The 24622-nt window shown below is 68.2% G+C and carries 27 protein-coding genes; 12 read left to right on the top strand and 15 right to left on the bottom strand.

From position 1 onward, the window contains the following. Positions 1 to 187: 187 nt before the first annotated feature. From ACWPKK_RS02745 to ACWPKK_RS02715, 7 genes are all read left to right on the top strand, one after another. Positions 188 to 556 (top strand): AtpZ/AtpI family protein, encoded by a 369-nt coding sequence (locus ACWPKK_RS02745; protein ID WP_324869563.1) that lies wholly within the window; start codon positions 188 to 190, stop codon positions 554 to 556. 12 nt (positions 557 to 568) lie between these two features. Further along, positions 569 to 1312, top strand: a complete 744-nt coding sequence (locus ACWPKK_RS02740; protein ID WP_149223117.1) for a F0F1 ATP synthase subunit A — start codon at positions 569 to 571, stop codon at positions 1310 to 1312. Between the two features lie 80 nt (positions 1313 to 1392). After that, positions 1393 to 1617 (top strand): ATP synthase subunit C family protein, encoded by a 225-nt coding sequence (locus tag ACWPKK_RS02735; RefSeq protein ID WP_012973363.1) that lies wholly within the window; start codon positions 1393 to 1395, stop codon positions 1615 to 1617. A 94-nt stretch (positions 1618 to 1711) separates the two neighbouring features. Beyond that, positions 1712 to 2362: a F0F1 ATP synthase subunit B family protein gene (locus tag ACWPKK_RS02730; RefSeq protein ID WP_149223116.1), complete on the top strand. Its 651-nt coding sequence runs from the start codon at positions 1712 to 1714 to the stop codon at positions 2360 to 2362. Further along, positions 2359 to 2838 (top strand): F0F1 ATP synthase subunit B family protein, encoded by a 480-nt coding sequence (locus ACWPKK_RS02725; RefSeq protein WP_149223115.1) that lies wholly within the window; start codon positions 2359 to 2361, stop codon positions 2836 to 2838. The genes ACWPKK_RS02730 and ACWPKK_RS02725 overlap by 4 nt, the downstream gene beginning before the upstream one ends. Positions 2839 to 3014: 176 nt before the next feature. After that, on the top strand, positions 3015 to 3824 hold the full coding sequence (locus ACWPKK_RS02720; RefSeq protein WP_452000888.1) for a DODA-type extradiol aromatic ring-opening family dioxygenase: 810 nt from the start codon (positions 3015 to 3017) through the stop codon (positions 3822 to 3824). 191 nt (positions 3825 to 4015) lie between these two features. Beyond that, entirely contained in the window at positions 4016 to 6019 is a 2004-nt protein-coding gene (locus ACWPKK_RS02715; RefSeq protein WP_452000886.1) for a sensor histidine kinase, read from the top strand. A 9-nt stretch (positions 6020 to 6028) separates the two neighbouring features. Here the strand turns inward: ACWPKK_RS02715 and ACWPKK_RS02710 are convergent, their stop codons facing one another. The 11 genes from ACWPKK_RS02710 to fdhD form a co-directional block, all read right to left on the bottom strand. Continuing rightward, on the bottom strand, positions 6029 to 6718 hold the full coding sequence (locus tag ACWPKK_RS02710; protein WP_452000884.1) for a class II aldolase/adducin family protein: 690 nt from the start codon (positions 6716 to 6718) through the stop codon (positions 6029 to 6031). 219 nt (positions 6719 to 6937) lie between these two features. Continuing rightward, positions 6938 to 7993, bottom strand: coding sequence for a formate dehydrogenase subunit gamma (locus tag ACWPKK_RS02705; RefSeq protein WP_452000883.1), 1056 nt, complete (start codon positions 7991 to 7993; stop codon positions 6938 to 6940). A gap of 25 nt (positions 7994 to 8018) precedes the next feature. Next, entirely contained in the window at positions 8019 to 8213 is a 195-nt protein-coding gene (locus ACWPKK_RS02700) for a hypothetical protein (protein ID WP_452000881.1), read from the bottom strand. Between the two features lie 2 nt (positions 8214 to 8215). Beyond that, positions 8216 to 8893: a formate dehydrogenase FDH3 subunit beta gene (gene fdh3B, locus ACWPKK_RS02695; protein WP_452000879.1), complete on the bottom strand. Its 678-nt coding sequence runs from the start codon at positions 8891 to 8893 to the stop codon at positions 8216 to 8218. Between the two features lie 18 nt (positions 8894 to 8911). Further along, positions 8912 to 11812, bottom strand: a complete 2901-nt coding sequence (locus ACWPKK_RS02690; RefSeq protein ID WP_452000878.1) for a formate dehydrogenase subunit alpha — start codon at positions 11810 to 11812, stop codon at positions 8912 to 8914. 13 nt (positions 11813 to 11825) lie between these two features. Continuing rightward, on the bottom strand, positions 11826 to 12080 hold the full coding sequence (locus tag ACWPKK_RS02685; RefSeq protein ID WP_324869555.1) for a formate dehydrogenase: 255 nt from the start codon (positions 12078 to 12080) through the stop codon (positions 11826 to 11828). Between the two features lie 17 nt (positions 12081 to 12097). Further along, positions 12098 to 12724, bottom strand: a complete 627-nt coding sequence (locus ACWPKK_RS02680) for a TorD/DmsD family molecular chaperone (protein ID WP_452000876.1) — start codon at positions 12722 to 12724, stop codon at positions 12098 to 12100. 438 nt (positions 12725 to 13162) lie between these two features. Continuing rightward, on the bottom strand, positions 13163 to 13732 hold the full coding sequence (locus ACWPKK_RS02675; RefSeq protein ID WP_452000874.1) for a DUF3306 domain-containing protein: 570 nt from the start codon (positions 13730 to 13732) through the stop codon (positions 13163 to 13165). Further along, positions 13729 to 14238, bottom strand: a complete 510-nt coding sequence (locus tag ACWPKK_RS02670; protein WP_452000873.1) for a DUF3305 domain-containing protein — start codon at positions 14236 to 14238, stop codon at positions 13729 to 13731. Before ACWPKK_RS02670 ends, ACWPKK_RS02675 begins: the two co-directional genes overlap by 4 nt. Continuing rightward, on the bottom strand, positions 14238 to 14897 hold the full coding sequence (mobA, locus tag ACWPKK_RS02665; protein ID WP_452000871.1) for a molybdenum cofactor guanylyltransferase MobA: 660 nt from the start codon (positions 14895 to 14897) through the stop codon (positions 14238 to 14240). The genes ACWPKK_RS02670 and mobA overlap by 1 nt, the downstream gene beginning before the upstream one ends. Next, positions 14887 to 15768 (bottom strand): formate dehydrogenase accessory sulfurtransferase FdhD, encoded by an 882-nt coding sequence (gene fdhD / locus ACWPKK_RS02660; RefSeq protein ID WP_452000869.1) that lies wholly within the window; start codon positions 15766 to 15768, stop codon positions 14887 to 14889. The genes mobA and fdhD overlap by 11 nt, the downstream gene beginning before the upstream one ends. Positions 15769 to 15855: 87 nt before the next feature. On the opposite strand from fdhD, the gene ACWPKK_RS02655 reads away from it, so the two are divergent. After that, positions 15856 to 16554: an ABC transporter permease gene (locus ACWPKK_RS02655; protein ID WP_452000868.1), complete on the top strand. Its 699-nt coding sequence runs from the start codon at positions 15856 to 15858 to the stop codon at positions 16552 to 16554. Positions 16555 to 16676: 122 nt separating this feature from the next. Beyond that, positions 16677 to 17534, top strand: a complete 858-nt coding sequence (locus tag ACWPKK_RS02650; protein WP_452000866.1) for a substrate-binding domain-containing protein — start codon at positions 16677 to 16679, stop codon at positions 17532 to 17534. A gap of 21 nt (positions 17535 to 17555) precedes the next feature. Here the strand turns inward: ACWPKK_RS02650 and ACWPKK_RS02645 are convergent, their stop codons facing one another. Both ACWPKK_RS02645 and ACWPKK_RS02640 read right to left on the bottom strand, forming a co-directional pair. Then, positions 17556 to 17876: a type II toxin-antitoxin system RelE/ParE family toxin gene (locus ACWPKK_RS02645; RefSeq protein WP_452000864.1), complete on the bottom strand. Its 321-nt coding sequence runs from the start codon at positions 17874 to 17876 to the stop codon at positions 17556 to 17558. Further along, positions 17873 to 18154, bottom strand: a complete 282-nt coding sequence (locus tag ACWPKK_RS02640; protein WP_324869546.1) for a type II toxin-antitoxin system ParD family antitoxin — start codon at positions 18152 to 18154, stop codon at positions 17873 to 17875. The genes ACWPKK_RS02645 and ACWPKK_RS02640 overlap by 4 nt, the downstream gene beginning before the upstream one ends. 160 nt (positions 18155 to 18314) lie before the next feature. Between ACWPKK_RS02640 and ACWPKK_RS02635 the strand changes: the two genes are divergently transcribed. The 3 genes from ACWPKK_RS02635 (at position 18315) to ACWPKK_RS02625 (ending at position 22826) form a co-directional block, all read left to right on the top strand. Beyond that, positions 18315 to 20369: a 4Fe-4S dicluster domain-containing protein gene (locus ACWPKK_RS02635; protein WP_452000862.1), complete on the top strand. Its 2055-nt coding sequence runs from the start codon at positions 18315 to 18317 to the stop codon at positions 20367 to 20369. A 133-nt stretch (positions 20370 to 20502) separates the two neighbouring features. Then, positions 20503 to 21543 carry a GTP 3',8-cyclase MoaA gene (gene moaA / locus ACWPKK_RS02630; protein WP_324869544.1) on the top strand — a complete coding sequence of 347 codons (1041 nt, stop codon included), beginning with the start codon at positions 20503 to 20505 and terminating at the stop codon, positions 21541 to 21543. Between the two features lie 170 nt (positions 21544 to 21713). Then, the gene (locus ACWPKK_RS02625) at positions 21714 to 22826 is read left to right on the top strand and encodes a CaiB/BaiF CoA transferase family protein (protein WP_452000860.1); all 1113 of its coding nucleotides are present in this window, start codon (positions 21714 to 21716) and stop codon (positions 22824 to 22826) included. A gap of 3 nt (positions 22827 to 22829) precedes the next feature. Here the strand turns inward: ACWPKK_RS02625 and ACWPKK_RS02620 are convergent, their stop codons facing one another. Both ACWPKK_RS02620 and ACWPKK_RS02615 read right to left on the bottom strand, forming a co-directional pair. Beyond that, a complete protein-coding gene (locus ACWPKK_RS02620) occupies positions 22830 to 23993 on the bottom strand; it encodes a GNAT family N-acetyltransferase (protein WP_452000858.1) in 1164 nt (387 codons plus the stop codon). Between the two features lie 81 nt (positions 23994 to 24074). Further along, positions 24075 to 24542 (bottom strand): RidA family protein, encoded by a 468-nt coding sequence (locus tag ACWPKK_RS02615; RefSeq protein ID WP_324869541.1) that lies wholly within the window; start codon positions 24540 to 24542, stop codon positions 24075 to 24077. Between the last annotated feature and the right edge of the window lie 80 nt (positions 24543 to 24622).

The following is a 24622-nucleotide window of genomic DNA, read 5'->3' as shown; positions in this document are numbered from 1 at the left end:
TCGCATGCTGGAGCGGGACAACGCGCCGCACCGCGGCAAAATCCGCGACATTTCCTGTCTTTCTCAATATTTTCAATGGTTTACACCGCAGGTTTTGCGACTTGACAGGGTAACGCCCCACCCGTATGGTCTCGCCGCTTTCGCATGGCTGCGAGCCAACGAGTGCCAAGGGTGATTGAGAGGCGGAATGGACAACAAAACGCCCCCCGATCCTTTGGGTGACCTCGAAGCCCGGTTGCGGAAGGCGCGTGAGGGACAACGCGGCTGGTCTGGCGGACCTGGTAGCAAATACCATCGTCCGCCGCAGGGCGCCCTCGCCACCGCCTGGCGCATCGGGACGGAGCTTGTTGCGGCCATGATCGTCGGCGTCGGCGGCGGGCTTCTGCTCGATCGCTGGCTCGGCACCGCGCCCTGGGGACTGATCGTCATGTTCTTCCTTGGGGCCGCGGCGGGAGTCCTGAACGTCTACCGGGCCGTCACCGGCTTCGGCATCGCCGCCGGCTACCGCCGGCCCACTGGGGACGACAACGAGCGCCAAGACGGCGACGCACACTGAGCGAGGACGACCTTGGATCCGCTGCACCAGTTCCAAATCAACCCGTTGTTCCAGATCGTGCTCGGCGGCTACGACGTGTCCTTCACGAACTCGGCCTTCTTCATGGTCGTGGCCGTGGCGGCGATCTACGCCCTGCTGGTCATGGGCATGGCGAACAAGTCGATGGTTCCCGGCCGTCTGCAGGCGCTGGCCGAGATGTTCTACGAGTTCGTCGCGAACCTGGTGCGCGACAACGCCGGCCACGACGCCAAGCCCTACTTCCCGTTCGTGTTCTCGATCTTCATGTTCGTGCTGATCGGCAACATGATTGGCATGATCCCCTACACCTTCACCTTCACCAGCCACATCATCGTGACCTTCGCGCTGGCGGCGACGGTGTTCGTGTTCGTGACCATCCTGGCCCTGCTGAAGCACGGCCTGCACTTCTTCTCCTTCTTCATGCCGCATGGCGCTCCGATCGCGCTCGCCCCGATCCTCATCCCGATCGAGGTGATCTCCTACGTGATGCGCCCCGTCAGCCTCTCGATCCGACTGTTCGCCAACATGATGGCCGGTCACACGATGCTGAAGGTCTTTGCCGGCTTCACGGTCATGATGATCAGCGGTCTCGGCGCGCTGGGCTTCGTCACCGGCCTCGTCCCGCTGGCGATCAACGTCGCCCTGACCGGCTTCGAGTTCCTGGTGGCTTTCCTGCAAGCCTACGTCTTCTCGATCCTGACCTGCCTGTACATCCGCGACGCTCTGGAGCTGCACTAAGCGGCTCCCGGCGAAAGGCCGGACCTCCTGTCCACCTCAAGTTCCAACAAGTTCACCCTTACCTAGAGGAAGAGAGTACAATGGATCCTCAAGCCGCCAAGTTCATCGGTGCCGGTCTGGCTGTCATCGCCCTCGCCGGTGTCGGCCTGGGTATCGGCAACATCTTCTCGACCCTGATCGGCTCGATCGCCCGTAACCCGGCCGTCCAGCCGAAGGTCTTCCCGATCGGCATTCTGGGCTTCGCGCTGACGGAAGCCGTCGCGCTGTTCGCCCTGCTGATCGCCTTCCTGATCCTGTTCGCCTAAGGCCAGAGCGGCTTTTAAAAAAAACAGCTCTGACGCGGCGCCGGGCTTCTTAAGCGAAGTTTCGGCGCCGCTCCTTTGCCTAGGGGGACCGATCATGCCGAACCTGTTGGCCAAAGGCCGGCTGGCCCGCTGGTCGGGAGTGGCGGGCGCCTCGCTCGTCACCCTCACCACGATGGCCGGCACCGTCCTGGCGGCCGCGGCGGAGCACGCTCCGGACGCGGCGCACGGCGGCGAGCACGCTTCCGGCGGCCTGCCGCAGCTCAATCCCGCCAATTTCCCGACCCAGATCTTCTGGCTGGCTCTGACCTTCGGCGTTCTCTACTACCTCATGTCCAAGAAGGCGCTTCCGCGCGTGGCCGAGGTTCTGGAAGCGCGGCAGGAACGCATCTCGCGTGATCTCGCCAAGGCCGCCCAGTTGAAGGAAGAGGCCGAGGCCATCCTGGCCCAGGTCGAGAAGTCCCTCGCCGGCGCCCGCAGCGAGGCCCAGGGCGTCATCGCCCAGGCCAGCGCCGATATCGAGGCGAACAACCAGGCCCGCCAGGCCCAGCTGAACGCCGATATCACCGAGCGTCTGCGCAGCGCCGAGGCGTCCATCGCCGCGGCGAAGGATCAGGCCCTGGCCAACATCCGCGCCGAATCGACCGGGATCGTCCGCGACATCGCCGGCCGCCTGGCCGGTGTCGAGGTCGATCAGGCCCAGGCGGATGCCGCCGTCGCGGCCGTGCTTGAGGAGCGCCGGGGATGAACGCACCTGAATTTTGGGTCTTCGTCGCCTTCGTCATCTTCGTGGCCCTGGTCTGGAAGAAGGCGTCGGCCGCCATCGGCACCATGCTGGACGGCCGCGCCGAGCGCATCCGTTCCGAACTGGACGAGGCCGAGCGTCTGCACAAGGACGCCCAGGCCCTGCTGAACGGCTACCAGCGCCGTTTGGCCGACGCCCAGAAGGATGCGGAGGCTTTCCTGGCCCATGCCCGCGAGGAAGCCGCCCGTCTGCGGGCCCAGGCCGGAACCGACCTGGAAGCGTCGCTGAAGCGCCGCGAGGCCCAGGCCATGGACCGCATCGCCCAGGCGGAAGCCGCGGCGCTGGCCGAGGTCCGCAACCTGACCGTCGACGTCGCCATCGGCGCCAGCAAGCGCGTCCTGTCCGGCGGCCTGCCGCCGATGCAGGCCGACAAGCTGATCGAGCAGTCGATCGGCGAGCTGCCGAAGCACCTGCACTGATCGGTCCCCACCGGTTGGAGTGACCGGGTTCCGCAGCGGCACGGGTCCCCTGACCATTGTTGCGGCGTGAGCAACGGACTTTCGAGAAACCCCGGCCTAGGCGCCGGGGTTTTTCTTTGCTCGAATGGAACCGTCGCCGCCCTCCCCCCACAGCCCGGCCGGAGTTCCGTTCGTCCATGTCCTCCTTCGCCCAGCCGTCCGCCGCGTCCGCCGCCCCGTTCCCGACGGTCTTCGTCTCCCACGGCGCCCCGACGCTGATCCTGGAGACCAGCACCGGCCGCGATTTCCTGGCCGGGCTCGGCCACAGGCTCGGCCGGCCGAGCGCCATCCTGGCGGTATCCGCCCACTGGACGACCCGCGTCCCCGCGGTCAGCGGTGCAACGGCGCCTGAGACCATTCACGACTTCTACGGCTTCCCCGACGTGCTTTACCGCATGCGCTATCCTGCCCCCGGCGCCCCGGCATTGGCTGACCGGGTCGCGGAGTTGACCGGCGCGGCGATCGACCCGGCGCAGGGCCTGGATCATGGCGCCTGGGTGCCGCTGATGCTGATGTATCCGGATGCCGACATCCCGGTGGCGCAGCTGTCGGTGATGCCACACCGCAGCGCCGCCGACCACATCGCGTTGGGGCGGCGGTTGGAGTCGCTACGGCGGGACGGCGTGCTGATCCTCGCCAGCGGTGGCGCGGTTCACAATCTGCGGGATTTTCGGTTCGGCGGGACCAGCGCCGCGGCCTGGGCGACTGGCTTCGCCGGCTGGCTGGACCGGACGCTGGAGGCCGGCGACACCCAAGCCCTTGGCGAGTGGCTGACCGCCAGCCCGGATGCCCGCCTCGCCCATCCCAGCGACGAGCATTTCCTGCCGCTGCCGGTGGCATTCGGCGCCGCCGGGCCGCAGCCGAGAACCGAGCGTCTGCATGCGGGATTCGAGCATGGCAGCCTGGGCATGCATGCCTATGCCTTCACCTCCGGGGACGGCTCCTGACCTTTGGCGGTACTCCGTCGCACACTTGTCTGTTTGCCTGAGGGGATCACCGAGCTACAATCCGCGCCGCGCGGGAGCCGGCCAACGGTTGTGGCCACCCATGCAACTCGTCAGGCACAGCGCAAGCGGGAGTCGGTGTGAAGCGGAACGGCATTCTGTCCCGGAGCGGCCGCCGGACCCGATTCCGCGACATGACCGTGTCGGCCCGGGTCAGCACGGGCTTCGGTATCGCGCTCGGGCTGGTGGCCCTGCTGGCGCTGGTCGGACTCGGCTGGTTCCACGCGGTGTCGCGCGACATCGGCGCCTTCTCCGGCCGCGCCGACCTGTCGCAGGCTGCGGCGGACGCCGACGTCAGCCTGCGCGACCTGGAGGTCGCCGTGCGCGACCATCTGACCTACGGCGACGACCAGAGCCTGCTCGACGCCTCCTGGCGGCATGACACGCTGCGCGAACGGCTCGACACCCTGTCCAGGGGCGCGGCGGAGATCGCGGATCGCCAGGGCGTCGACAAGGCCAAGTCGGCGCTCGACGACTATTGGGCCGCGGTGCAGAAGGTCATCGCCCTGCGCAGCGACCGCAACGGCCAGATCACCGGCGTGCTGGAGCCGATGGTCGCCCAGACCCGCCAGAGGCTGGACCATCTCAAGAGTGCCGGCGGCGTCGATTCGACCGCTCTGGCCAGTGACGCGGCCATCGCCGTGCTGCTGATGCAAGACCATCTGACTCGCTTCATCGACCGCCGCGATCCCCAAGATGCAGAGGCGATGCGCGCCCAGCTCGAGGTCGCCCGCGACCGGCTGGCGGAAATGAACCGCTACCTGTGGGTCCCCGGCACCAAGCAGTCGATCGACGAGGTATCGGCCCTGCTGTCCAAGGCCGGCGGCGTGCTGACCGCCATTGAATCGGCCGTCGCGGAAGAGGACACCCTGCGCGCGGAGGCGATGGCCGCCAACGCCGCCGGGATCGCCGCCAATCTCGGCGAGATCCGCCGCCGGGCGGAGGCCGGGACCCAGGCCTTGCGCGGCACGCTGGCGAACGGGCTGTCGGGCTACACCACGGTGGCCCTGTGGATCGGCGGTGCCGTTCTGCTGGCCGGGCTGCTGGCGCTTTGGCTGGTCCAGCGCAGCGTGGCGGCGCCGATGAAGACCATGGCGACCGCCGTGACGGCTCTGGCCGCCGGCCGCACCGACGTGATACTGCCGGCGCTGACCGGGGAGGACGAGATCGCCGCCATGGCGCGTGCGGTGGAAACCCTGCGCAGCACCACTGAAGACACCGAACGCGAACGCCGCGAGGCGGAGGTGGAACACACCCGCCTGCTGCGGGAAAAGGCGATGGCCGAGGCCGCAAGCCGGGCCAAGAGCGACTTCCTCGTCAATATGGGCCAGGAACTGCACGGCCCACTGACCGAGATCGTCAATGCCAGCCAGTCGCTGATGACCGACCTGCACCGGCTGGGCGTCGACGAACTCGCGACCGACGTCGAGCATATCCAGTGGACCGGCGAGCAGCTGACCACCCTGGTCGATGCCCTGATGGACTATGCGAAGATCGAAGCCGGGGCGATGGACGTCTGCCTGCAGGATTTCGACATCAACCGGCTGCTGACCGAGGTGCGCGAACGGTCGATGCCCGCCGCCGACCTCTACGGCAATGCGCTGGAGCTGACCGCCCCCACCGGGCTCGGGCAGATGCATTCCGACTTCACCAAGGTGCGGCAGACCCTGCTGAACCTGCTCGACAACGCCTGCAAGTTCACGCAGGAGGGCACGGTCACCCTGTCGGCGGAGCGGGTGGAGCGCAACGGCTCCCGCTGGTACCGCTTCACCGTGACCGACAGCGGCCGCGGTTTCCCCAGCGCGCAGACCGGCCGGCTGTTCCAGCCCTTCGTCCAGGGGGCCGGCAACGGTACCGTGGCGACGCGTGGGCAGGGCAAGCCGCGCGGCGCCGGGCTGGGCCTGACATTGGTCGGACATTACACCGCGATGCTGGGCGGCGACATCGAGGTGGCGAGCGAACCCGGCCAGGGCACCCGCATCACCATCGCCCTTCCCGCCGTCTATGAAGCACCGGCGGAAGAACGTGCGCTGCAGGTGGAGGCGGTTGGGAATGCCAAGCCGCTGCTGCGGGTTGCCACGCTGAAGCCGGCCGGTCATCTCGCCGGCAGCACGTCGATGACGCAGATCGGGCCGTAAGCCGGGGGATCAGGAGCGCGGACGCGCGGTGTCTTCCGGCGCATCGTTGTCGTCGACCGGCTGTCCGTATTTCATCCGCCGCATCTTCTCCGCCACCCGCGCGATCTCGTCGGGCGGCAGGATCACCGGTTCGCCGAACTGCTGGGCATGGAGATACTGCCGGGCCAACGTCTCGACCTCCACGGCCAGGGACAGGGCGCTCGCCATGCTCGTCCCCAACACGATCATGCCGTGGTTCGCCAGCAGACAGGCCAACCGCCCGTCCAGTGCGGTCAGAGCATGGTCGGACAGCTCCTGTGTGCCGAAAGTGGCGTAAGGGGCGCAGCGGATTGAATCGCCGCCGGCCAGCGCCACCATGTAATGGAAGGACGGAATGCCGCGGCCATGCACAGCCAACGCTGTGGCGAAGGTCGGATGGGCGTGCAGCACGACCGTCACGTCCGTCCGGGCTCGCAGGATGTCGCGATGGATCCGCCATTCCGACGAGGGCCGGCGGTTGCCCAGATAGGTGCCGTCGAAACCCATCTCGACGATGTCTTCCGGGGTCATCGCGTCATAGGGCATGCTGGTCGGCGTGACCAGGAATCCACCCTCCACCCGGTGCGACAGGTTTCCCGACATGCCCTGGTTGATGCCCAGCCGGTTCATGGCGAGGCAGCCGTCGATCACGGCCTGGCGTTCGGCGAGATGGGTGGTCATGGCGGGCGCATCCGGGGTGGTGTGAGCGCCAAGGGGGCCATGGAGTGTGGTGAGGGTCAAGGGGTGTCGGCTGCCGTCGGCGTTAGACCCCCACCTATCCTCCCCCGCTGGGCGGGGGAGGGACTGCCGCCCCCGCCCCCACAAGCGCTTGTCCCCTCCCCCGCCCAGCGGCGGAGGGTTAGGGTGGGGGTCTAACGCCGACAGACATACCAGCTGGCCCTACTCCGCCGGCGTCCCGTGATGATGGCCGTGGCGCACCTTCTCGCCGGTCACTTCCTCGACCCACAGCGAATGGTGCTCGCGCGCCCATTGCAGTTCGACCTGACCGTCGCCCATGGCGTCGAAGGCGCCTTCCATGCCGACGGAGCCGATGTAGATGTGCGCCAGGATGATGGCGATCATGATGATCGCGATGGCGGCGTGGAGCAGTTGGTAGAGCTGCAGTTCCTCCAGCGTCGCGAAGCTGAAGGGGAAGATCAGCTGCACGCCGGTGAAGCCCAGCGCGGCACCGCCGACCACGGTGGACCAGAAGATGATCTTCTGGCCGCCGTTGAACTTGTGCGCCGGCGGGTGGACGCCCTTGGAGAACAGGCCGCCCGCCTTCAGGAACCAGGTCAGGTCATGGCGGGACGGGATGTTGTGCCGGGCCCACAGGACGAAGATCAGCGCCACGCCCAGGATGAAGGCGAAGCCAAGGAAGTTGTGCGCCAGCTTGCCGTAATGGGTGAAAGCGGCGAAGTGCTCCGGCCCGATCAGCGGCAGCAGCGTGTAGCGGCCGTACAGCACGTTCAAACCGGAGATCGCGAGCACGACGAAGCTGCCGGCGGTCAGCCAGTGCACGCCGCGCTCGAAGGCGTTGAAGCGCTGGATGGTGCGGCCGGTCTTCTCGCCGTCGATGCGGATGCGCCCGCGGACCAGGAAGAACAGCACCAGCAGGGCCATGATGCCGGCGAGCACCCAGGTGCCGTACTGGCTGAGCGGCCCGTTGCGCACCGCGCGCCAGGCCTCGCCTTCCGACTGGATCAGGACGCCGGCCTGCTTGTTGGGGATGGAGACGGTGCCCTGCTCGCCCAGGCGGATGCCGTGCCAGCCCTCGGCGACGCTCTTCCCGGGAACCTGGGTGGGCACCGGCGGCGCTTCGCGGTCGATCTGCCGGGTATCCGCCTGCAGATCGGCCGGACCGCCGACGCGGACGCTGGACTGGGCGGCGGCCGGCAGTGCCGCGCCGGCGGCAAGGCCGATCCCGAGCAGCAGGGCGGCGATAGCCGTCTTCATGCGATGACCTTCCATCGGACGCTCCCTATCGCACACCCTGATAGGCGGCGCGCTGTTGCAGCGCGCGCACCTCGTCCGCGGTGCGCGGCGTGTCGGCCGCGCCCCGGTAGACGCCCTTGTCCAGATGGATCGGGCGCGGGGTCGCGTCCTCCTGGCACCCGGCCAGGAGGAGCGTTGCGCCGAACGCCATCAGCACAGTGCGCGCCTTCACCATCGTCACCGTCACAGCCCCTGCTTCTGCACAGGAAGCCCGCCGGCCGCACCGCCGGTGCCCTGGAACAGCGAGCCGCCGGGCTGGCCGCGTTCCTGACCGGACTTGGTCTGGTAGGCGGTGCCCCAGCCCCAGGCGCCGGACCCGAAGCCGCGGGCAGTCACGCGCTCGCGGTAGATGTCCGACACCTTGTCGGCGTCACCGGCCAGCAGCGCCTTGGTCGAGCACATCTCGGCGCAGAGCGGCAGCTTGCCTTCGGCCAGACGGTTGCGGCCGTACTTCTTGAACTCGGCCTCCGAATTGTCGGCCTCCGGACCGCCCGAGCAGAAGGTGCACTTGTCCATCTTGCCGCGGGTGCCGAAGTTGCCGGCCTGCGGATACTGCGGCGCGCCGAACGGGCAGGCGTAGAAGCAGTAGCCGCAGCCGATGCACAGGTCCTTGTTGTGCAGGACCACGCCTTCGGCGGTCTGGTAGAAGCAGTCGACCGGGCAGACCGCCATGCAGGGCGCGTCGGAGCAATGCATGCAGGCGACCGAGATCGTCCGCTCCCCCGGCTTGCCGTCGTTGATGGTCACGACGCGGCGGCGGTTGATGCCCCAGGGGACCTCGTTCTCGTTCTTGCAGGCGGTGACGCAGGCGTTGCACTCGATGCAGCGCTCGGCGTCGCACAGGAATTTCATCCGGGCCATGGTTCAAACTCCCGCGCGTCAGGCCGCCTGGATGCGGCAAAGGGTGGTCTTGGTTTCCTGCATCTGGGTCACCGAATCGTAGCCGTAGGTGGTCGCCGTGTTGGCGGCCTCGCCCAGGACGATCGGGTCGGCCCCGGCCGGGTACTTGGAGCGCAGATCCTGCCCCTGGTACACGCCGCCGAAATGGAAGGGCATGAAGGCGACGCCGCGGCCGACACGCTCGGTCACCATGGCCTTGACCTTCACCTTGCCCTTCTCCGGGCCTTCAACCCACACCATCTGGCCGTCCTTGATGCCGGCGTTGTTGGCGTCGAACGGGTTGATCTCGACGAACATGTCCTGCTGCAGTTCGGCCAGCCAGGGGTTGGAGCGCGTCTCGTCGCCGCCGCCCTCATACTCGACCAGACGGCCGGAGGTGAGGATGATCGGATACTCCTTCGACACGTCGCGGTCCTGGATGGACTTGTACAGCGTCGGCACGCGCCAGGACTTGGTGTCCGCATAGGTCGGGTAGCTGGCGACCAGATCGCGGCGCGGGGTGTAGAGCGGCTCGCGGTGGATCGGAACCGGGTCCGGGAAGTTCCAGGCGACGCAGCGCGCCTTGGCGTTGCCCGGCGGGTTCAGGCCGTGCTTGATCGCCACGCGCTGGATGCCGCCCGACAGGTCGGTGGTCCAGGACACGGCGCCGATCTTGTCGCCGCCGATCTTCTGGATGACCGCCAGTTCCTGTTCCGTCAGGTCCTTGTCGAAGCCCAGCTTCTGGAGCATCGCCATGGTGACTTCCGGATAGCCGTCCTTGATCTCCGATCCTTCCGGATAGGAGCCCTCGGCCAGCAGCGTCACGCCGTTGCGCTCCACGCCGAAGCGGGCGCGGAAGGCGCCGCCGCCCTCGGCCACCGGCAGCGAGGTGTCGTACAGGTTGGCCGATCCGGGATGCTTCATCTCCGGCGTGCCCCAGCAGGGCCACGGCAGGCCGAAGTAATCGCCGTCGCACGGGCCGCCGACGGCGCGCAGGGTCGTCTTGTCGAAGGTGGCCTGATGCTGCATGTGCAGCTTCAGACGCTCCGGCGACTGGCCGGTGTAGCCGACGGACCACATGCCGCGGTTCCACTCGCGGGTGATGTCCTCGATCACCGGGACATTGCCCTCGACCTTGATGTTCTTGAACAGCGGCTCGGCAAAGCCGAACTTCTTCGCGAACAGGTACATGATCTCATGGTCGACCTTCGATTCGAAGAGCGGCTCCATGATCTTGTCGGACCACTGGACGGAGCGGTTGGACGCGGTGCGCGACCCGACCGTCTCGAACTGGGTGGCGGCCGGCAGCAGGTAGAAGTTGTCCTTGCGGTCCGGCAGCACGGCGGTCATCGTCGGGAACGGATCGACGACGACCAGCAGCTCCAGCTTCTCCATCGCCTTCTTCATGTCGGGCAGACGGACCTGGCTGTTCGGCGCGTGGCCCCAGAAGACCATGCCCTTGACCGGGTTCGGCTGGTCCAGGTTCTCCTTGGCTTCCAGGACGCCGTCGAACCAACGGGACACCGGAATGCCGGTGGCCTCCATCAGCTTCTTGTCCTTGAAGCGGGCCAGCACGTCGTCGTACGGCACCTCCCAGACACGCGCCCAGTGGCGCCACGCGCCCTCGGCCAGGCCATAATAGCCGGGCAGGCTGTCGGAGGTGACGCCGAAGTCGGTCGCACCCTGCACGTTGTCATGGCCGCGGAAGATGTTGGTGCCGCCGCCGGCCATGCCGACATTGCCCAGCGCCAGCTGCAGCACGCAATAGGCGCGGGTGTTGTTGTTGCCGATGTGGTGCTGGGTGCCGCCCATGCACCAGACCAGGGTGCCCGGACGGTTGGAGGCCAGTGTGCGGGCAACGCGCTTCAGCTGCGAACCCGGAACGCCGGTGACGCGCTCCACCTCTTCCGGCGTCCACTTGGCGACTTCGGCGCGGATGTCGTCGAAGCCGTAGACGCGCTTGGCGATGTAGTCCTTGTCCTCCCAGCCATTCTGCAGAACGTGCCAGAGGATGCCCCAGACCAGCGCCACGTCGGTGCCCGGACGGAAGCGGATGTACTCGTCGGCCTTGGCGGCGGTGCGGGTGAAGCGCGGATCGGCGACGATCAGCGGCGCGTTGTTCTGCTCCTTCGCCTTCAGCACATGCATCATGGCGACGGGGTGCGCCTCGGCGGCGTTGGAGCCGATGAAGAACAGCGCGCGCGACTTCTGGATGTCGTTGTAGCTGTTCGTCATGGCGCCATAGCCCCAGACGTTCGCCACGCCGGCCACGGTGGTGGAGTGGCAGATGCGCGCCTGATGGTCGACGTTGTTGGTGCCCCAGAAGGCCGCGAACTTGCGGAACAGATAGGCCTGCTCGTTGCTGTGCTTGGCGGAGCCGAGCCAGAACACCGAATCCGGGCCCGACTGCTCGCGGATCGACAGCAGCTTGGAGCCGACCTCCTCGATCGCCTGGTCCCAGCTGATCCGGGTCCACTTGCCGTCGACCATCTTCATCGGATAGCGCAGGCGGCGGTCGCCGTGGGCGTGCTCGCGCACCGAGGCGCCCTTGGCGCAGTGCGAGCCCAGGTTGATCGGGCTGTCGAAGCCGGGCTCCTGCCCGATCCAGACGCCGTTCTGCACCTCGGCCACCACGGTGCAGCCGACCGAGCAGTGGGTGCAGATCGACTTGACCTGCTTGACGGGCGCGCCGGCGACGGCGGCCGCGGTGGCGGCGTCGGCCTTCTTCACCATGCCGAACGGCATCGCGGAGGCGAGCGCGGCGCCGCCGGCGGCGATGCCGGAGGTGCGCAGGAAGGCGCGACGGTCGACCGTGACGCCGGTGGCGGAGGCCAGCGTCTGCGACAGGGTGCGGGCAAGGTGACGGCCGCCCGAGGTGGCCGAGCTTTTCTTGATGAGCATCGGGGCGTTCCTCTTAGAAGCGGCTCAGTTCGTAGACCCGACGGACATGGTCGGTCTCGCGGTAGCCGGTGGAGGTCGTCGTCTCCGCCGGAGCGGCTTCGGCGGTCCCGCCGGTGGCGGTCACCCCCGCGGCGACGGCGCCCAGCGCACCGACGCCCAGGCCGGCGACGCGAAACAGGTCGCGCCGGGCGAGCGTCTTGTCCGTGTTCTGCGTGTCCTGGTGCTGCTTGGCAGCTTCTTCTTTGGCTTTGACCGCGTTCCGCGTCATGGCTTCGCTCCTCACCTTTACGCCGCAAGGTCGAAGGCGCGCGCCTCGACCGCCAGAAAACTTCGTCCGACCGCACCGACCGCCCGATAGAAGCGGGCCGACGGCGAGGTCTCCAAATCCGCAAAGAACCGCCCGGCCCAGGAGCCAACATGGCGGTCGAAAAACGCCCGCTGCGCCTCGAGACCGACCGTGCCGCCGTCCTCGGGGGCGAACTCGCCGCCGATCAGGCCGGCCATCATCTCGCACAGCGCTGCGATGTGGTCCTCCGGCTCCTTCACGCCGTCGGCGCGGGCGATGCCCAGCCGCGCCATGTCGACGCGCAGTTCCGCCAGCGGCTTCTCGTTCAGGAATCCGGTCAGGTAGTAGGAGCCGTAGGGGGTGCGCTCGCTGCCGCCGACACCGATGAAGAGGGTGGTGAACTCCTCCTCCACCGCGGCGGGGTCGCTGCCGCGCGCCGCTTCGGCCAGCTGGTCGAGAGCCGCGCCGAACTCGCCGCCCTCCCCCGCCACGCCGGCCAGCGCGGCCAGGAAGTCCGCGTCGGGCGCGCGCGACAGCAGGCGCGCTAGCAGGGCGTAGACCTGCGCACGCAGCAGTTCCTCCTCCGCGACCGCGGGGGAAATGGTATGATCGACGGCCCTCGACACGTGCCGCAAACTCCTCCCGGACACACAGACGGAGATGCCGGCGTCGCGGTCACACCGCGCGCCGTCCGTTGGCCCCGTCCAAAACCCCTTTTGATGCACCTGCGAAAAGCCGTTGCCTTACAGTGGCTTAGCATTGCGCAGGCAGATAATAGAAGGACTGAACCTATCCTTTTGTCAACTAAGGACGCGTCCGGAAGGGGAGACAAATGAATCTTTGTCGCTGCGCTATGCTCGCGCTAACAGAGCGCCCCTGAGTTTCGAAGGAGTCCAATCTGGCGCGACGATTGGTCGCAATTTAAGGGGACAATTGCGAGGGGGGAGAACACTCCCTCTCCCCCCTGGGGAGAGGGTCGGGGTGAGGGGGATGCATGGGAAGGATGTTGGGACGATGGGGACTGCGCGCGGACTGATGAGGTTCCGCAACGCGTCCCCCTCACCCTAACCCTCTCCCCGGGGGGGAGAGGGGATCGGTGGCTGGGGAGAGGGGGTATCGCTTGCCTCTGCAAGTTCGGCATCGGCAGCAGGGACGGGAGAAGGCTCCGCTCCCTCCGCCACCCCTTCCGCCGCCTCGTCCAGCATGTTCAGGAACCCCTCGCCGACGCGGTAGAGGGTCTTCACCGGGACGTTGCCGGTGAACAGGCTGGCGTAATCGTCGGCGTAGTCCTTCAGCCCGTCGTCGTTGGCGTAGATCGGGTCGGAGGTCCACAGCTTGCGCAGGGCCTGCCGGTGCAGGTCCTCCGGTACTTCGGCGCGCAGGAAGGGGGTGAAGTCGGATTCGCCGGTCAGTTCCTCGATCGGCGGCAGGTCCTTCAGAGGGTCGTCGGTTTCGCCGTCAGCCGTTGCCGGAGCGTCCGGCTCCGCGGGATCAGCCGGCACCTCGTCGGCAACTGCGACCGGAAGCGCAGCGCTCTCCTCGACGGAAGGCGCAACGTCGACGGCTTCCGGCTCCGGCTTGACCGCGGTGCGTTTCAGGCGCGACCAGCGCGACAGGAAGGCTTCGCCGCTCATTGCCGCCGCTCATCCTTCTCGAAATGGCGCTTGCGTTCGCGCTTGTGGAAGGGGACGTCGACATGGTGCTGCTCGACGAAATCACGGACCAGCGAGATCACCTCATCCGGCATCGGTACGGTTTCCACCACGTCGCTGCCGACCTGATAGCCCTCCCCTTCATGGGCCGATGCGGTGACGGTGAAGGGCACCAGTTCCTCTCCGTCCGGACCGGGGCGCATCACCACCCACAGGCGCGGCGGGTCCTGCGACAGGTTCAGGCGGTAGCCCTCCGTGTCTGTACGGAACAGTTCCAGCGTCAGGGTAGCGGCATGGCTGTGGTTCCAGCCCTCGCCTTCCATCAGTACGCGGCCGGGCGGATCGACCGGGCCGGCGCCGGGGATGACCGACACCGGGCGCCAGCTCCAGTCGGCCCAGGCGGTGACGCCGCGGCGCCGCTCCACCACGATGCCCAGCGGCATGGTCTCGATGCGCTCCAGCGATTGGGGGCCAAGAGATTCCGTCATCACACGCGTCCCGAAGCCAGCAGGCGTTCCGCCTCGGCCAGATCGTCCGGCCGGTTGGTGTTGAAGAAGGGATCCACAGAATTGGCCGGCTCGAAATCGAAATCGGCGACGGCCAGCCGATAGCGGGCGGTCCAGGCATCGACCTTGCGGATGCCCTCCTCCACCATCGCCCGGCGCAGGTCGCCGGCCAGACGGATCGCCCAAAGCCCGAAGACGGGATGCTCCTGCCCGCCCGAGCGGGCGCAGGCGAGGTCGGCGCCCTCCCGCTCCAGCGCCGCCACCATGCGGGTGACGAGGTCGCGCGGGATGAAGGGCGCGTCGGTGGCGAAGCTGGCGACCCAGGCGACGCCGGGGGCGGTGCCGCGCATCCACTCCATGCCGGTCAGCACGCCGGCGAGCGGGCCGGCATAGCCCTCCACCACATCCGCGGCGATCGGCAGATGGAGATGGGCGAAGCGGGCCGGGTCGCCGTTGGCGTTCAGCACCAGCGGCCCCACCTGCGGGCGGACGGTGGCGACGATCCGCTCCAGGATGGTTTGCCCGCCGAGCGGGCGCAGGCACTTGTCGCCGCCGCCCATCCGGCGCGACAGGCCGCCCGCCAGCAGGACGCCGCCAATATCCCGGTGGCCAATATCCCGATGCTGTGTCTCAGTCGTCATCGCGACTTCCCTTGCGTCCATGCCGGCGGTCCTCGTCGTCGGCCCCGGCGGCATCGGTGTCGAAGACCAGCCGGTCGGTGCCGGCCAGCGCGATGAAGCGCTTGCCCTTGGCCCGGCCGACCAGCGTCAGGTTTGCCTGCCGCGCCAGCTGCACGCCCCAGGCGGTGAAGCCGGAGCGCGAGATCAGGATCGGAATGCCCATCTGCACCGTCTTGATCACCATCTCGGAGGTCAGTCGCCCGGTGGTGTAGAAAATCTTGTCCCCGGCCGGAATGCCGTTCAGGTGCATGTAGCCGGCGACCTTGTCCACCGCGTTGTGGCGGCCGACATCCTCCATATAGATCAGCGGCCGGTCCTCCTGGCACAGCACGCAGCCATGGATGGCCCCGGCCTCCAGATACAGGCTGGGCTGCAGGTTGATCTGCTTGGACAGCGCGTAGATCCACGAGGTGCGGAGCCGCAGATCGGTCGGCAGGCTGACGGATTCGAAGGTCTCCATCACGTCGCCGAAGGCGGTGCCCTGGGCGCAGCCGGAGGTCAGCGTCTTCTTCTTCAGCTTCGCTTCGTAATCGGTCGCGCGCTCGGTTCGGACGACGACGGTGTCGGTTTCCTCGTCCACGTCGATGCCGGTGATCCGGTCGTCGCGCCGCAGCATGTTCTGGTTCAGCAGATAGCCGACGGCAAGACAGTCGGGATAGTCGCCGATCGTCATCATGGTGACGATCTCCTGCCCGTTCAGGTACAGGGTCAGCGGCCGTTCCACCGTCACGGCAGTCTCGATCTCGCGGCCGTCCTGGTCCAGGCCGCGGACGCGCTCCGTCAGCTTGGGGTCCGCCGGGTCGGGCGCTATGGTGAAGGTCTTAAGACTCATGATAGGGCTCATGCGCGCGAGTGTGGGCGAGCGCCGGTCTTCGGACAAGTCCCCGGCCCAAGCAATTTCATTTTTGATCTGGACACCATGCACGACTTTTCCCAGGCCATGGCGCTGGCCGTATCCATGATCGCCACGCTTGACGACGGGTTGGTACAGATCGTCGGGCTGTCGCTGCGGGTCAGCCTGACCGCCGTCGCCGCCGCCACGTTGATCGGCCTGCCGCTGGGTGCCGCCGTCGCCGCATTGAGATTTCCGGGGCGGCGTGTGGTCGCCATCGTGCTGAACACGCTGATGGGGCTTCCGCCGGTGGTGGTCGGGCTGGTGGTTTATCTGCTGCTGTCGCGCTCCGGCCCGTTCGGGGTGCTGGGGCTGCTGTTCACGCCGACCGCGATGATCGTGGCCCAGACGGTGATGATCGTGCCGATCGTCGCCTCCCTCTCCCGCCAGACGGTGGAGGATCTTCTGGTCGAGTATGACGATCTGCTGCGCGTCACCGGCGCCGGGCCGTTCCGGCGGCTGGCGACCCTGCTGGCGGAAGCGCGCTGGAGCCTCGTCACCACCGTGCTGGCCGGGTTCGGGCGAGCGTCGGCGGAGGTCGGGGCGGTGATGATCGTCGGCGGCAACATCGAGCATGTCACCCGCGTCATGACCACCGCCATCGCGCTGGAGACCAGCAAGGGCGACCTGCCGATGGCGTTGGCGCTCGGTCTCGTCCTGATGACGCTGTCGCTGGCCGTCAACCTCACCGCATCCCTGCTGAAGGAGACCGGCGAGCGCGCCTGAGCCGGTCGAAGCCGCTTTTTCCGGCATGCGGCAAAACTGACGGAAGCTTGGCAAGCCTTTGCAAGTGCGACCGGCATGCGCTATGCCTTTCAAGCAACAACGCCTGTGGGAGGAGTGAAGTGATGCTGCGCCGTTCGTTCGTGCTGGGGGTTGCCGCCGCCGCGGCTCTGACCGGCCTGATCCAGGTCGCCGTCCCGTCGGCCGCATCCGCCGCCGACCGTTTCATCACGGTGGCCTCCACCACCTCGACCGAGGATTCCGGCCTGTTCGGCTCCATCCTGCCGAAATTCACCGCCAAGACGGGCATCGAGGTGCGGGTCGTCGCCAAGGGCACGGGACAGGCCATCGACCTCGCCAGGCGCGGTGACGCCGACGTGCTGTTCGTCCACCACAAGCCGTCGGAGGAGAAGTTCGTCGCCGAAGGCTTCTCCACCCAGCGCAAGCCGGTGATGTACAACGACTTCGTCATCGTCGGCCCGTCCGCCGACCCGGCCGGCATCAAGGGCGGCAGGGACGTCGCCGCCGCCCTGTCGAAGATCGCCACCGCCAAGGCCCCCTTCGTGTCGCGCGGCGACGACAGCGGCACGCACAAGGCCGAACTCGCGCTGTGGAAGACCGCCAGCCTCGACCCGGCCAAGGCGGAGCCCAAGGAGAGCTGGTACCGCTCCATCGGCCAGGGCATGGGCCCGACGCTGAACACCGCCGCCGCGATGAACGGCTATACGCTGACCGACCGCGGCACCTGGCTGAACTTCAAGAACCGCGGCCCGCTGACGGTGCTGGTGGAGGGCGACAAGCGCCTGTTCAACCAGTATGGCGCGATGCTGGTCAACCCGGCCAAGTTCGCCCACGTCAAGGCGGCCGACGGGCAGGCCTTCGTCGACTGGCTGGTCTCGGCCGAGGGCCAGAAGGCCATCGCCGACTACACCATCAACGGAGAACAGCTGTTCTTCCCCAACGCCAACGAGCCGGGGGCGTAAGGACCTCACCAAAGCCGGCGGTCACATCCACAGGCCGCCGGCGGGTGTCAGCAGGACGGGTTCCATGCGGCGCCAAGGGATGACCCGAACGATCTCGACCGCCGACGCTTTTCGGTAGATCACCGCGTACCACCGCAAAGCCGTCCAGAAGAAGACATCGTAGCCGGTCAGATCGGGGCGGCGATGACCCAGGCCGGGGCTGGCGGCGATCCGTTCGAAGGAGTCGTAGAGTGAGTCGAGAAGCCGGTCGGCCGCATCGGCGCCCTCGGCATCCTCGATGAAGACATGGATCGCGTCGAGATCGTCGAGCGCCAATGGCGCCAGGGTGTAAAGGCCGCTCACCGCTGGTCCGAACCACCCTTTGCCTGCCGGCGCGCGGCGATGCGCTCCTTTGACAGGCGCCGGGCATCCTCCGGGGCTATCCCCTCTCCACGGTCCAACTGGCCGATGGCGTCGCCGATGTCCCGGTTCAGCCGCTCCAACGCACGCCCATTGGCTTCGTCGATGCGGAAATACAGGCGCAGCGCCTCACGCATCACCTCGCTGGCCGAACCGTACAGCCCGCTTGCCACGCGCTCTTCGATCCGCCGTTCCAGTTCGGGGGTAAGGGATACGTTCATCGTCCGCCTCCGGATAGCCAAGTATAGCAAAGCTTGTCATCGCGGCAATCAGTGACAACCCGATCCCGATAAGATTCCCGTTCCCATCGCGCCGCATTCCCCCATATGAGTGTCGGCAGGCCAGGGGCGTCAGCCCCAAGCGACAGGAGTTTTTGGGACGATGAAGATCGGCGATCGGACGGTGCTCGTCTGCGACTGCGCGCACAGCATCGCGCTGGACGGGGCGGCGCTGGGCAAGGCATGCGGCGACGGCAGCGCCGTCACCGTGCATACCCAGCTGTGCCGGGCGCAACTCGACCGCTTCGAGAAGGCGGTCGCCAACGGCCAGCCGCTGCTGGTCGCCTGCACGCAGGAAGCACCGCTGTTCAGCGAGATCGCGGCGGAGGTGGCGCCGGACACCGCCCTGACCTTCACCAACATCCGCGAGCGCGCCGGGTGGTCTGACGAGGGCGCGGAGGCCCTGCCGAAGATCGCGGCGCTGCTGGCCGAGGCCGCCTTGCCGATCCCGCCCACCGGCGCCCTGACCCTGACCTCTCAGGGCACCTGCCTGGTCTACGGCACCGACGAGCGCGCCATCGAGGCCGGGCGGCAGTTGGCGAAGCACCTGGACGTCACCGTCCTGCTGGCCAACCCCAAGGACATCGCGCCGCCGCAGGTGATGGACGTCGCGGTCTTCCGCGGCCGCATCCGCAGCGGGCGCGGCTGGGTCGGCGCCTTCGAGATCGTGGTGGACGACTATGCCCCGGCATTGCCCTCCTCGCGCGGGACGCTGGGGTTCGAGCCGGTGCGGCAGGGGGCGTCGGCCCGCTGCGACCTGATCCTCGACCTCACCGGCGGCACGCCGCTGTTCCCCGACCACAAGCGCCGCGACGGCTACATCCGCCCCGATCCCGAAAGCCCGGTCCAGGTGGCCAACGCGCTGCTGGAGATCGCCGATCTGGTCGGCGAGTTCGAGAAGCCGCGCTTCGTCGACTTCAAGGCCGATCTCTGCGCCCATTCGCGCAGCCGCAAGACCGGCTGCACCCGCTGCCTGGACGTCTGCCCGACCGGCGCGGTCACGCCCAACGGCGACCATGTGGCGATCGACCCGCATGTCTGCGCGGGCTGCGGGTCCTGCGCCGCGGTCTGCCCGACCGGGGCGGCCACCTACGCCCTGCCGCCCGCCACCACCGTGTATGAGCGGCTGCGCACGCTGCTGACCACCTACCGGAAGGCCGGTGGCGTCGCCCCCGCCCTGCTGATCCACGACCCGCGCCATGGCGACGAACTGGTCGGCATGATGTCCCGGCACGGCCGCGGCCTGCCGGCCCGCGTGCTGCCCTTCGCCCTGCACGAGGTGACGCAGGTCGGCATCGACCTGTTCGCCCTGGCCCTCTCCTATGGCTGCACCCATGTCCGCGTCCTGACCGGGCCGGAGAACGAGGGGGAGACCGCCGGGCTGGCCTCGCAGGTCGGGCTGGCGGAGGCCGCCTTCAGCGGTCTCGGCTACGGCTCCGGCCGGGTGGCGGTGATCGACGCCGCCGACCCCGACGCGGTGGCGGACGAGCTGTGGGCCCTGCCGGTGGACCCGGTCGAGGCCGGCATGTTCCTGCCGATGGGGCCGAAGCGCACGGTGACGATGCTGGCGCTGCGCCACCTGCACAAGGTGGCCCCCGCTCCGGTGGAGGTGCTGCCGCTGCCGCCGGGCGCCCCCTTCGGCCGGGTGTCGGTGAATGTCGAGGGCTGCACGCTCTGCCTGTCCTGCGTCGGCGCCTGCCCCACCGGGGCGCTGCTCGACAATCCCGACAAGCCGACGCTGTCCTTCGCCCAGGACGCCTGCGTGCAGTGCGGCCTGTGCAAGACCACCTGCCCGGAGAAGGTCATCTCCCTGGTGCCGGAGATCGATTTCCGCGATCAGGCGCGCGGCGCGACGGTGATCAAGGAGGAGGAGCCCTTCTGCTGCGTGTCCTGCGGCAAGCCTTTCGCTGCCAAGTCGGCGATCGAGAAGATCGTGGCGACGCTGGCGGGCAAGCACTCGATGTTCGCGACTCCGGAGGCCGCCAACCGCATCCGCATGTGCGAGGACTGCCGCGTCCGCGACCAGTTCGAGCGCAGCGACGAGCCCTTCGCCCTGGGCCGGCCGCCGGTGCCCCGCACCACCGACGACGACCTGCGCGAACGCGAAGAGGCGCAGAGGGAAGCACAACTGGCGGCAGTGCGACAAAAGCTGATGTGACGCCGCGAACTCTTGATCACCGTCAAAGTCGGCATACCGTGATGTGGAATACGCTCCCGCGATCGTTGCACATCGTATGTGTAGCGAACATATACTGTGGCGGCCCGCCAGCGGCCGCCCGTGGAGTCCACCGATGATAGAGCCAGTGTCCGAAGCCTTGCCGTCAGCCGCCACCGCTCCGCTGATCGACCCGTTCGGCCGGAAGGTGGAGTATCTGCGCGTGTCGGTGACCGACCGCTGCGACCTTCGCTGCGTCTATTGCATGGCGGAGGACATGAGCTTCCTGCCCAAGGCGGAGGTGCTGACGCTGGAGGAGCTGGACCGGCTGTGCAGCGCCTTCGTGAAGCTGGGCACGCGCAAGCTGCGGCTGACCGGCGGCGAGCCGCTGGTCCGGCGCGACGTGATGCGGCTGATCCGCTCGCTCGGCCGCCACATCGAGTCGGGCGACCTCGACGAGCTGACGCTGACCACCAACGGCACCATGCTGTTCAAGCATGCCGCCGGGCTGTACGAGGCCGGCGTGCGTCGCATCAACGTGTCGCTGGACACGCTCGACCCGCACAAGTTCCAGGCCATCACCCGCTGGGGCAAGCTGGACAAGATCCTGGGCGGCATCCAGGCGGCCAAGGACGCCGGGCTGAAGATCAAGATCAACACGGTGGCGCTGAAGGGCGTGAACGACGACGAGGTCCACCGCATGGTCGCCTGGTGCGGCGAGCAGGGCTTCGACCTGACCTTCATCGAGGTCATGCCGATGGGCGACATCGGCGAGGGCGCCCGCATGGACCAGTATTGGCCGCTGACCATGCTGAAGGCGGAACTGCAGAAGCGCTGGACGCTGACCGAGAGCGATCACCGCACCGGCGGCCCCGCCCGCTATGTGCGGGTGGAGGAGACCGGGCAGCGTGTCGGCTTCATCACGCCGCTGACCCATAACTTCTGCGAAAGCTGCAACCGCGTGCGGCTGACCTGCACCGGCACGCTGTACATGTGCCTGGGCCAGGAGGACGCCGCCGACCTGCGCACGCCGCTGCGCGTCAGCGACGAAGACGGCCCGCTGATCGACGCGGTGCGCGAGGCCATCACCCGCAAGCCCAAGGGCCACGACTTCATCATCGACCGCCGCCACCAGGGTCCGGCCGTCGGGCGGCATATGAGCGTTACGGGGGGGTGAGTTACTCTAGAGGCGGAAGTTAGGCCCCCACCTATCCTTCCCCGCTGAGCGGGGGAGGGATCGGAACTTTGTCGGCGTACGGCGGCAGTCCCTCCCCCGCCCAGCGGGGGAGGTTAGGTGGGGGCAATCGCCAGCCGACACCCTACCACCAACCAAGAGCGAGCACCGCCATGCCCCTGCCCTTCCTGACCGGACTGCGCGTCATCGACCTCGGCCAGTATCTGCCGGGGCCGCATGCGGCCCAGCTGCTGGGCGATCTGGGCGCCACGGTGGTGAAGGTGGAGCCGCCGGCGGGTGATCCGCTGCGCCGGCTGGGTCCCACGGACAGCGACGGCACCACCGCCGCCTACAAGCTGCTGAACGCCGGCAAGACCGTCATCCGCCTCGACCTGAAGTTGGCGGAGGGGCGCAAGGCGCTCGAAGACCTGCTGGCGAAGGCCGATGCACTGATCGAGAGCTATCGGCCGGGCGTGATGGACAAGCTGGGGCTGGGGCGAGAGCGGCTGCGGCAGATCAATCCGCGGCTTGTGCATGCCAGCCTGTCGGGCTGGGGCTATGACGGCCCCTACGCCACGCGGGCCGGGCACGACCTGAACTACATGGCGGTCGGCGGCGGGCTCGATGCCTCCGGGCTGCCGGACCGGCCGGTCATCAGCTATCTGCCGGTGGCCGATTTCGCCTCGGCCCAGCAGACGGCGCTGGCGGTGGCCGGCGCGCTGTTCGGGCGGGAGCGATCGGGACAGGGCTGCTTCCTCGACCTGTCGATCATGGAATCGGTGCTGGGCTGGCAGGGCATGAGCCTGACCGCGGCGGCGCGCGGCACCATGCCGAAGCGCGCCGAGGCGCTGCTGTCGGGCGGCGCCGCCTGCTACCGCATCTATCGCACCGCCGACGGACGCTTCGCCACCCTGTCGGCGCTGGAGGCCAAGTTTTGGCAAGGCTTCTGCGAGGCGGTCGGCCGCCCCGACTGGATCGCCCGCCAGGACGACCCGCTGCCCCAGACCGCCCTGACGGCGGAGCTGGAGGCCCTGTTCGCGACGAGGACGCTGGCGGAGTGGAAGGCCCTGCTCGATCCTGTCGACTGCTGTTTCGAGGCGTTGCCCGAACTGGCGGAGGTGCCCGCCCACCCGCATGTCGCCGCGCGTGGGCAGGTCCGCGTCACGGAGGGGCCGGAACCGCTGGTGGAAACGCTGATGGGCCTGCGCGTCGACGGCGCCCCGCCGCCGGAACGCGCCCCCTTGCGGGAGAGCGATGCCGCAGCGGTGCTGGCCGGCTGGGTGTAGCGCTCAGCCCTCCCGCCGGTAGGGCGACAGCTCGTCGCCCAGCGCCTCGATCTCCGCCTCCACCGCCGGGCGCTCCTGTGCCAGATAGCGGTCCACGGCGCGGCGGAAGCCGGGGTCGGCGATCCAATGGGCGCTGTAGGTCGGCACCGGCAAATAGCCGCGCTGGATCTTGTGTTCGCCCTGCGCACCCGCTTCGACCCGCGCCAGCCCGCGTTCGATGGCGAAATCCAGCGCGCGGTAGTAGCACGCCTCGAAGTGCAGGAAGCGGTAGCGGCCGTCCGAGCCCCAATTGCGGCCGTACAGCGCAACGTCTCCCAGCAGGTTCAGCGCCCCCGCCACCCACTCCCCGCCATCCTCGCACATCACCAGAACCACCCGGTCGGCCATCGTCTCGCCCAGCAGCTGGAAGAAACGGCGGTTGAGATAGCCACCACCCCATTTGCGGTCGGTGGTGTCCATATAAAAGCGGTGGAAGGCGTCCCAATGCTCCGGCTTCAGCTCGTCGCCGGTCAGGGTGTGCAGGCGGACGCTGCTGTCGGCGACCTCGCGCCTCTCCTTGCGGATCGCCTTGCGCTTGCGGGAGTTCAGCGCCTCCAGGAATTCGTCGAAGCTGCCATAGCCGCGGTTGTGCCAGTGGTACTGCACGCCGGTCCGCTGAAGCCAGCCGGCCCTGCCCAGCCGGTCCCAGTCCGCGCGCTCCGGGAAGGTGACATGGGCGGAGGAGACGCCGTAGCGTTCCGCCACCTGCTCCAGCGCCGAAATCAACGCGTCGGCGACGGCATCCGCCTGAGGTCCCGGCGCCACCAGCAGGCGCGGCCCCGGCACCGGCGTGAAGGGCACCGCCACCTGCAGCTTGGGGTAATAGCTGCCGCCCGCCCGCTCATAGGCGTTGGCCCAGGCATGGTCGAAGACATATTCGCCGTAGGAATGGCTTTTCAGATAGGCGGGCACCGCGCCCACCATCCGGCCGGAGCCGTCATAGGCGGCGAGATGGCTGGGCTGCCAGCCGGACTTCCCGGCCGCCGATCCCGATTCCTCCAGAGCCAGGAGGAAGGCGTGGGACAGGAACGGGTTGCCGGGACCGGCGCAGGCGTCCCAGCCCTGCTGGTCCGCCTCGCCGATCCCGGTCAGAACCTTGACGGTGATGGCATCGTTGCCGTCGGGCATGCATGCGTCTCCTTGAACCATGGCAAGGAGGTAAGCCTCATGCCGCTTTGCGGCAAGGCGCCCGCACCGCCGGGACGCGGGTCAGGCCACTTCCAGGATGGCGTCGACCTCGACCGCGACGTTGCCGGGCAGCGACGGGGCGCCGACCGCGGCGCGGGCATGCTGCCCCGGCTCGCCGAAGACGTCGCGCATCAGCTCCGACGCGCCGTTGATCACCAGCGGATGATCGTGGAAGTCCGGGCCGGAGTTGACGAAGCCGCCCAGCCGCAGCACGCGGGTGACGCGGTCCAGGTCGCCGCCCAGCGCGGCCTTGGCCTGGGCCAGGATGTTCAGCGCGCACAGGCGCGCCGCTTCCTTGCCCTGCTCCACCGTGAAGTCCTGGCCGACCTTGCCGACGAACTTGCGCTCGCCGTTCCAGACCGTGACCTGGCCCGAGATGTATAGGGTGTTGCCCGAACGGGTGTAGGGCACATAGGCCGCCACCGGGGCCGCGGCCTGCGGCAGTTCGATGCCCAGTTCCGCCAGGCGCGCGTCGATCCGACCGGTCATGATGCTTCTCCCTTCCCTGCTGTGGCCCGCGTCGGGGCCATGCGTTCGATGTTTGGGACGCGGTTTGGAGCCAGACCATA

Source organism: Azospirillum largimobile, assembly GCF_977007025.2.
This window is presented reverse-complemented; position numbering and strand designations above follow the sequence as displayed.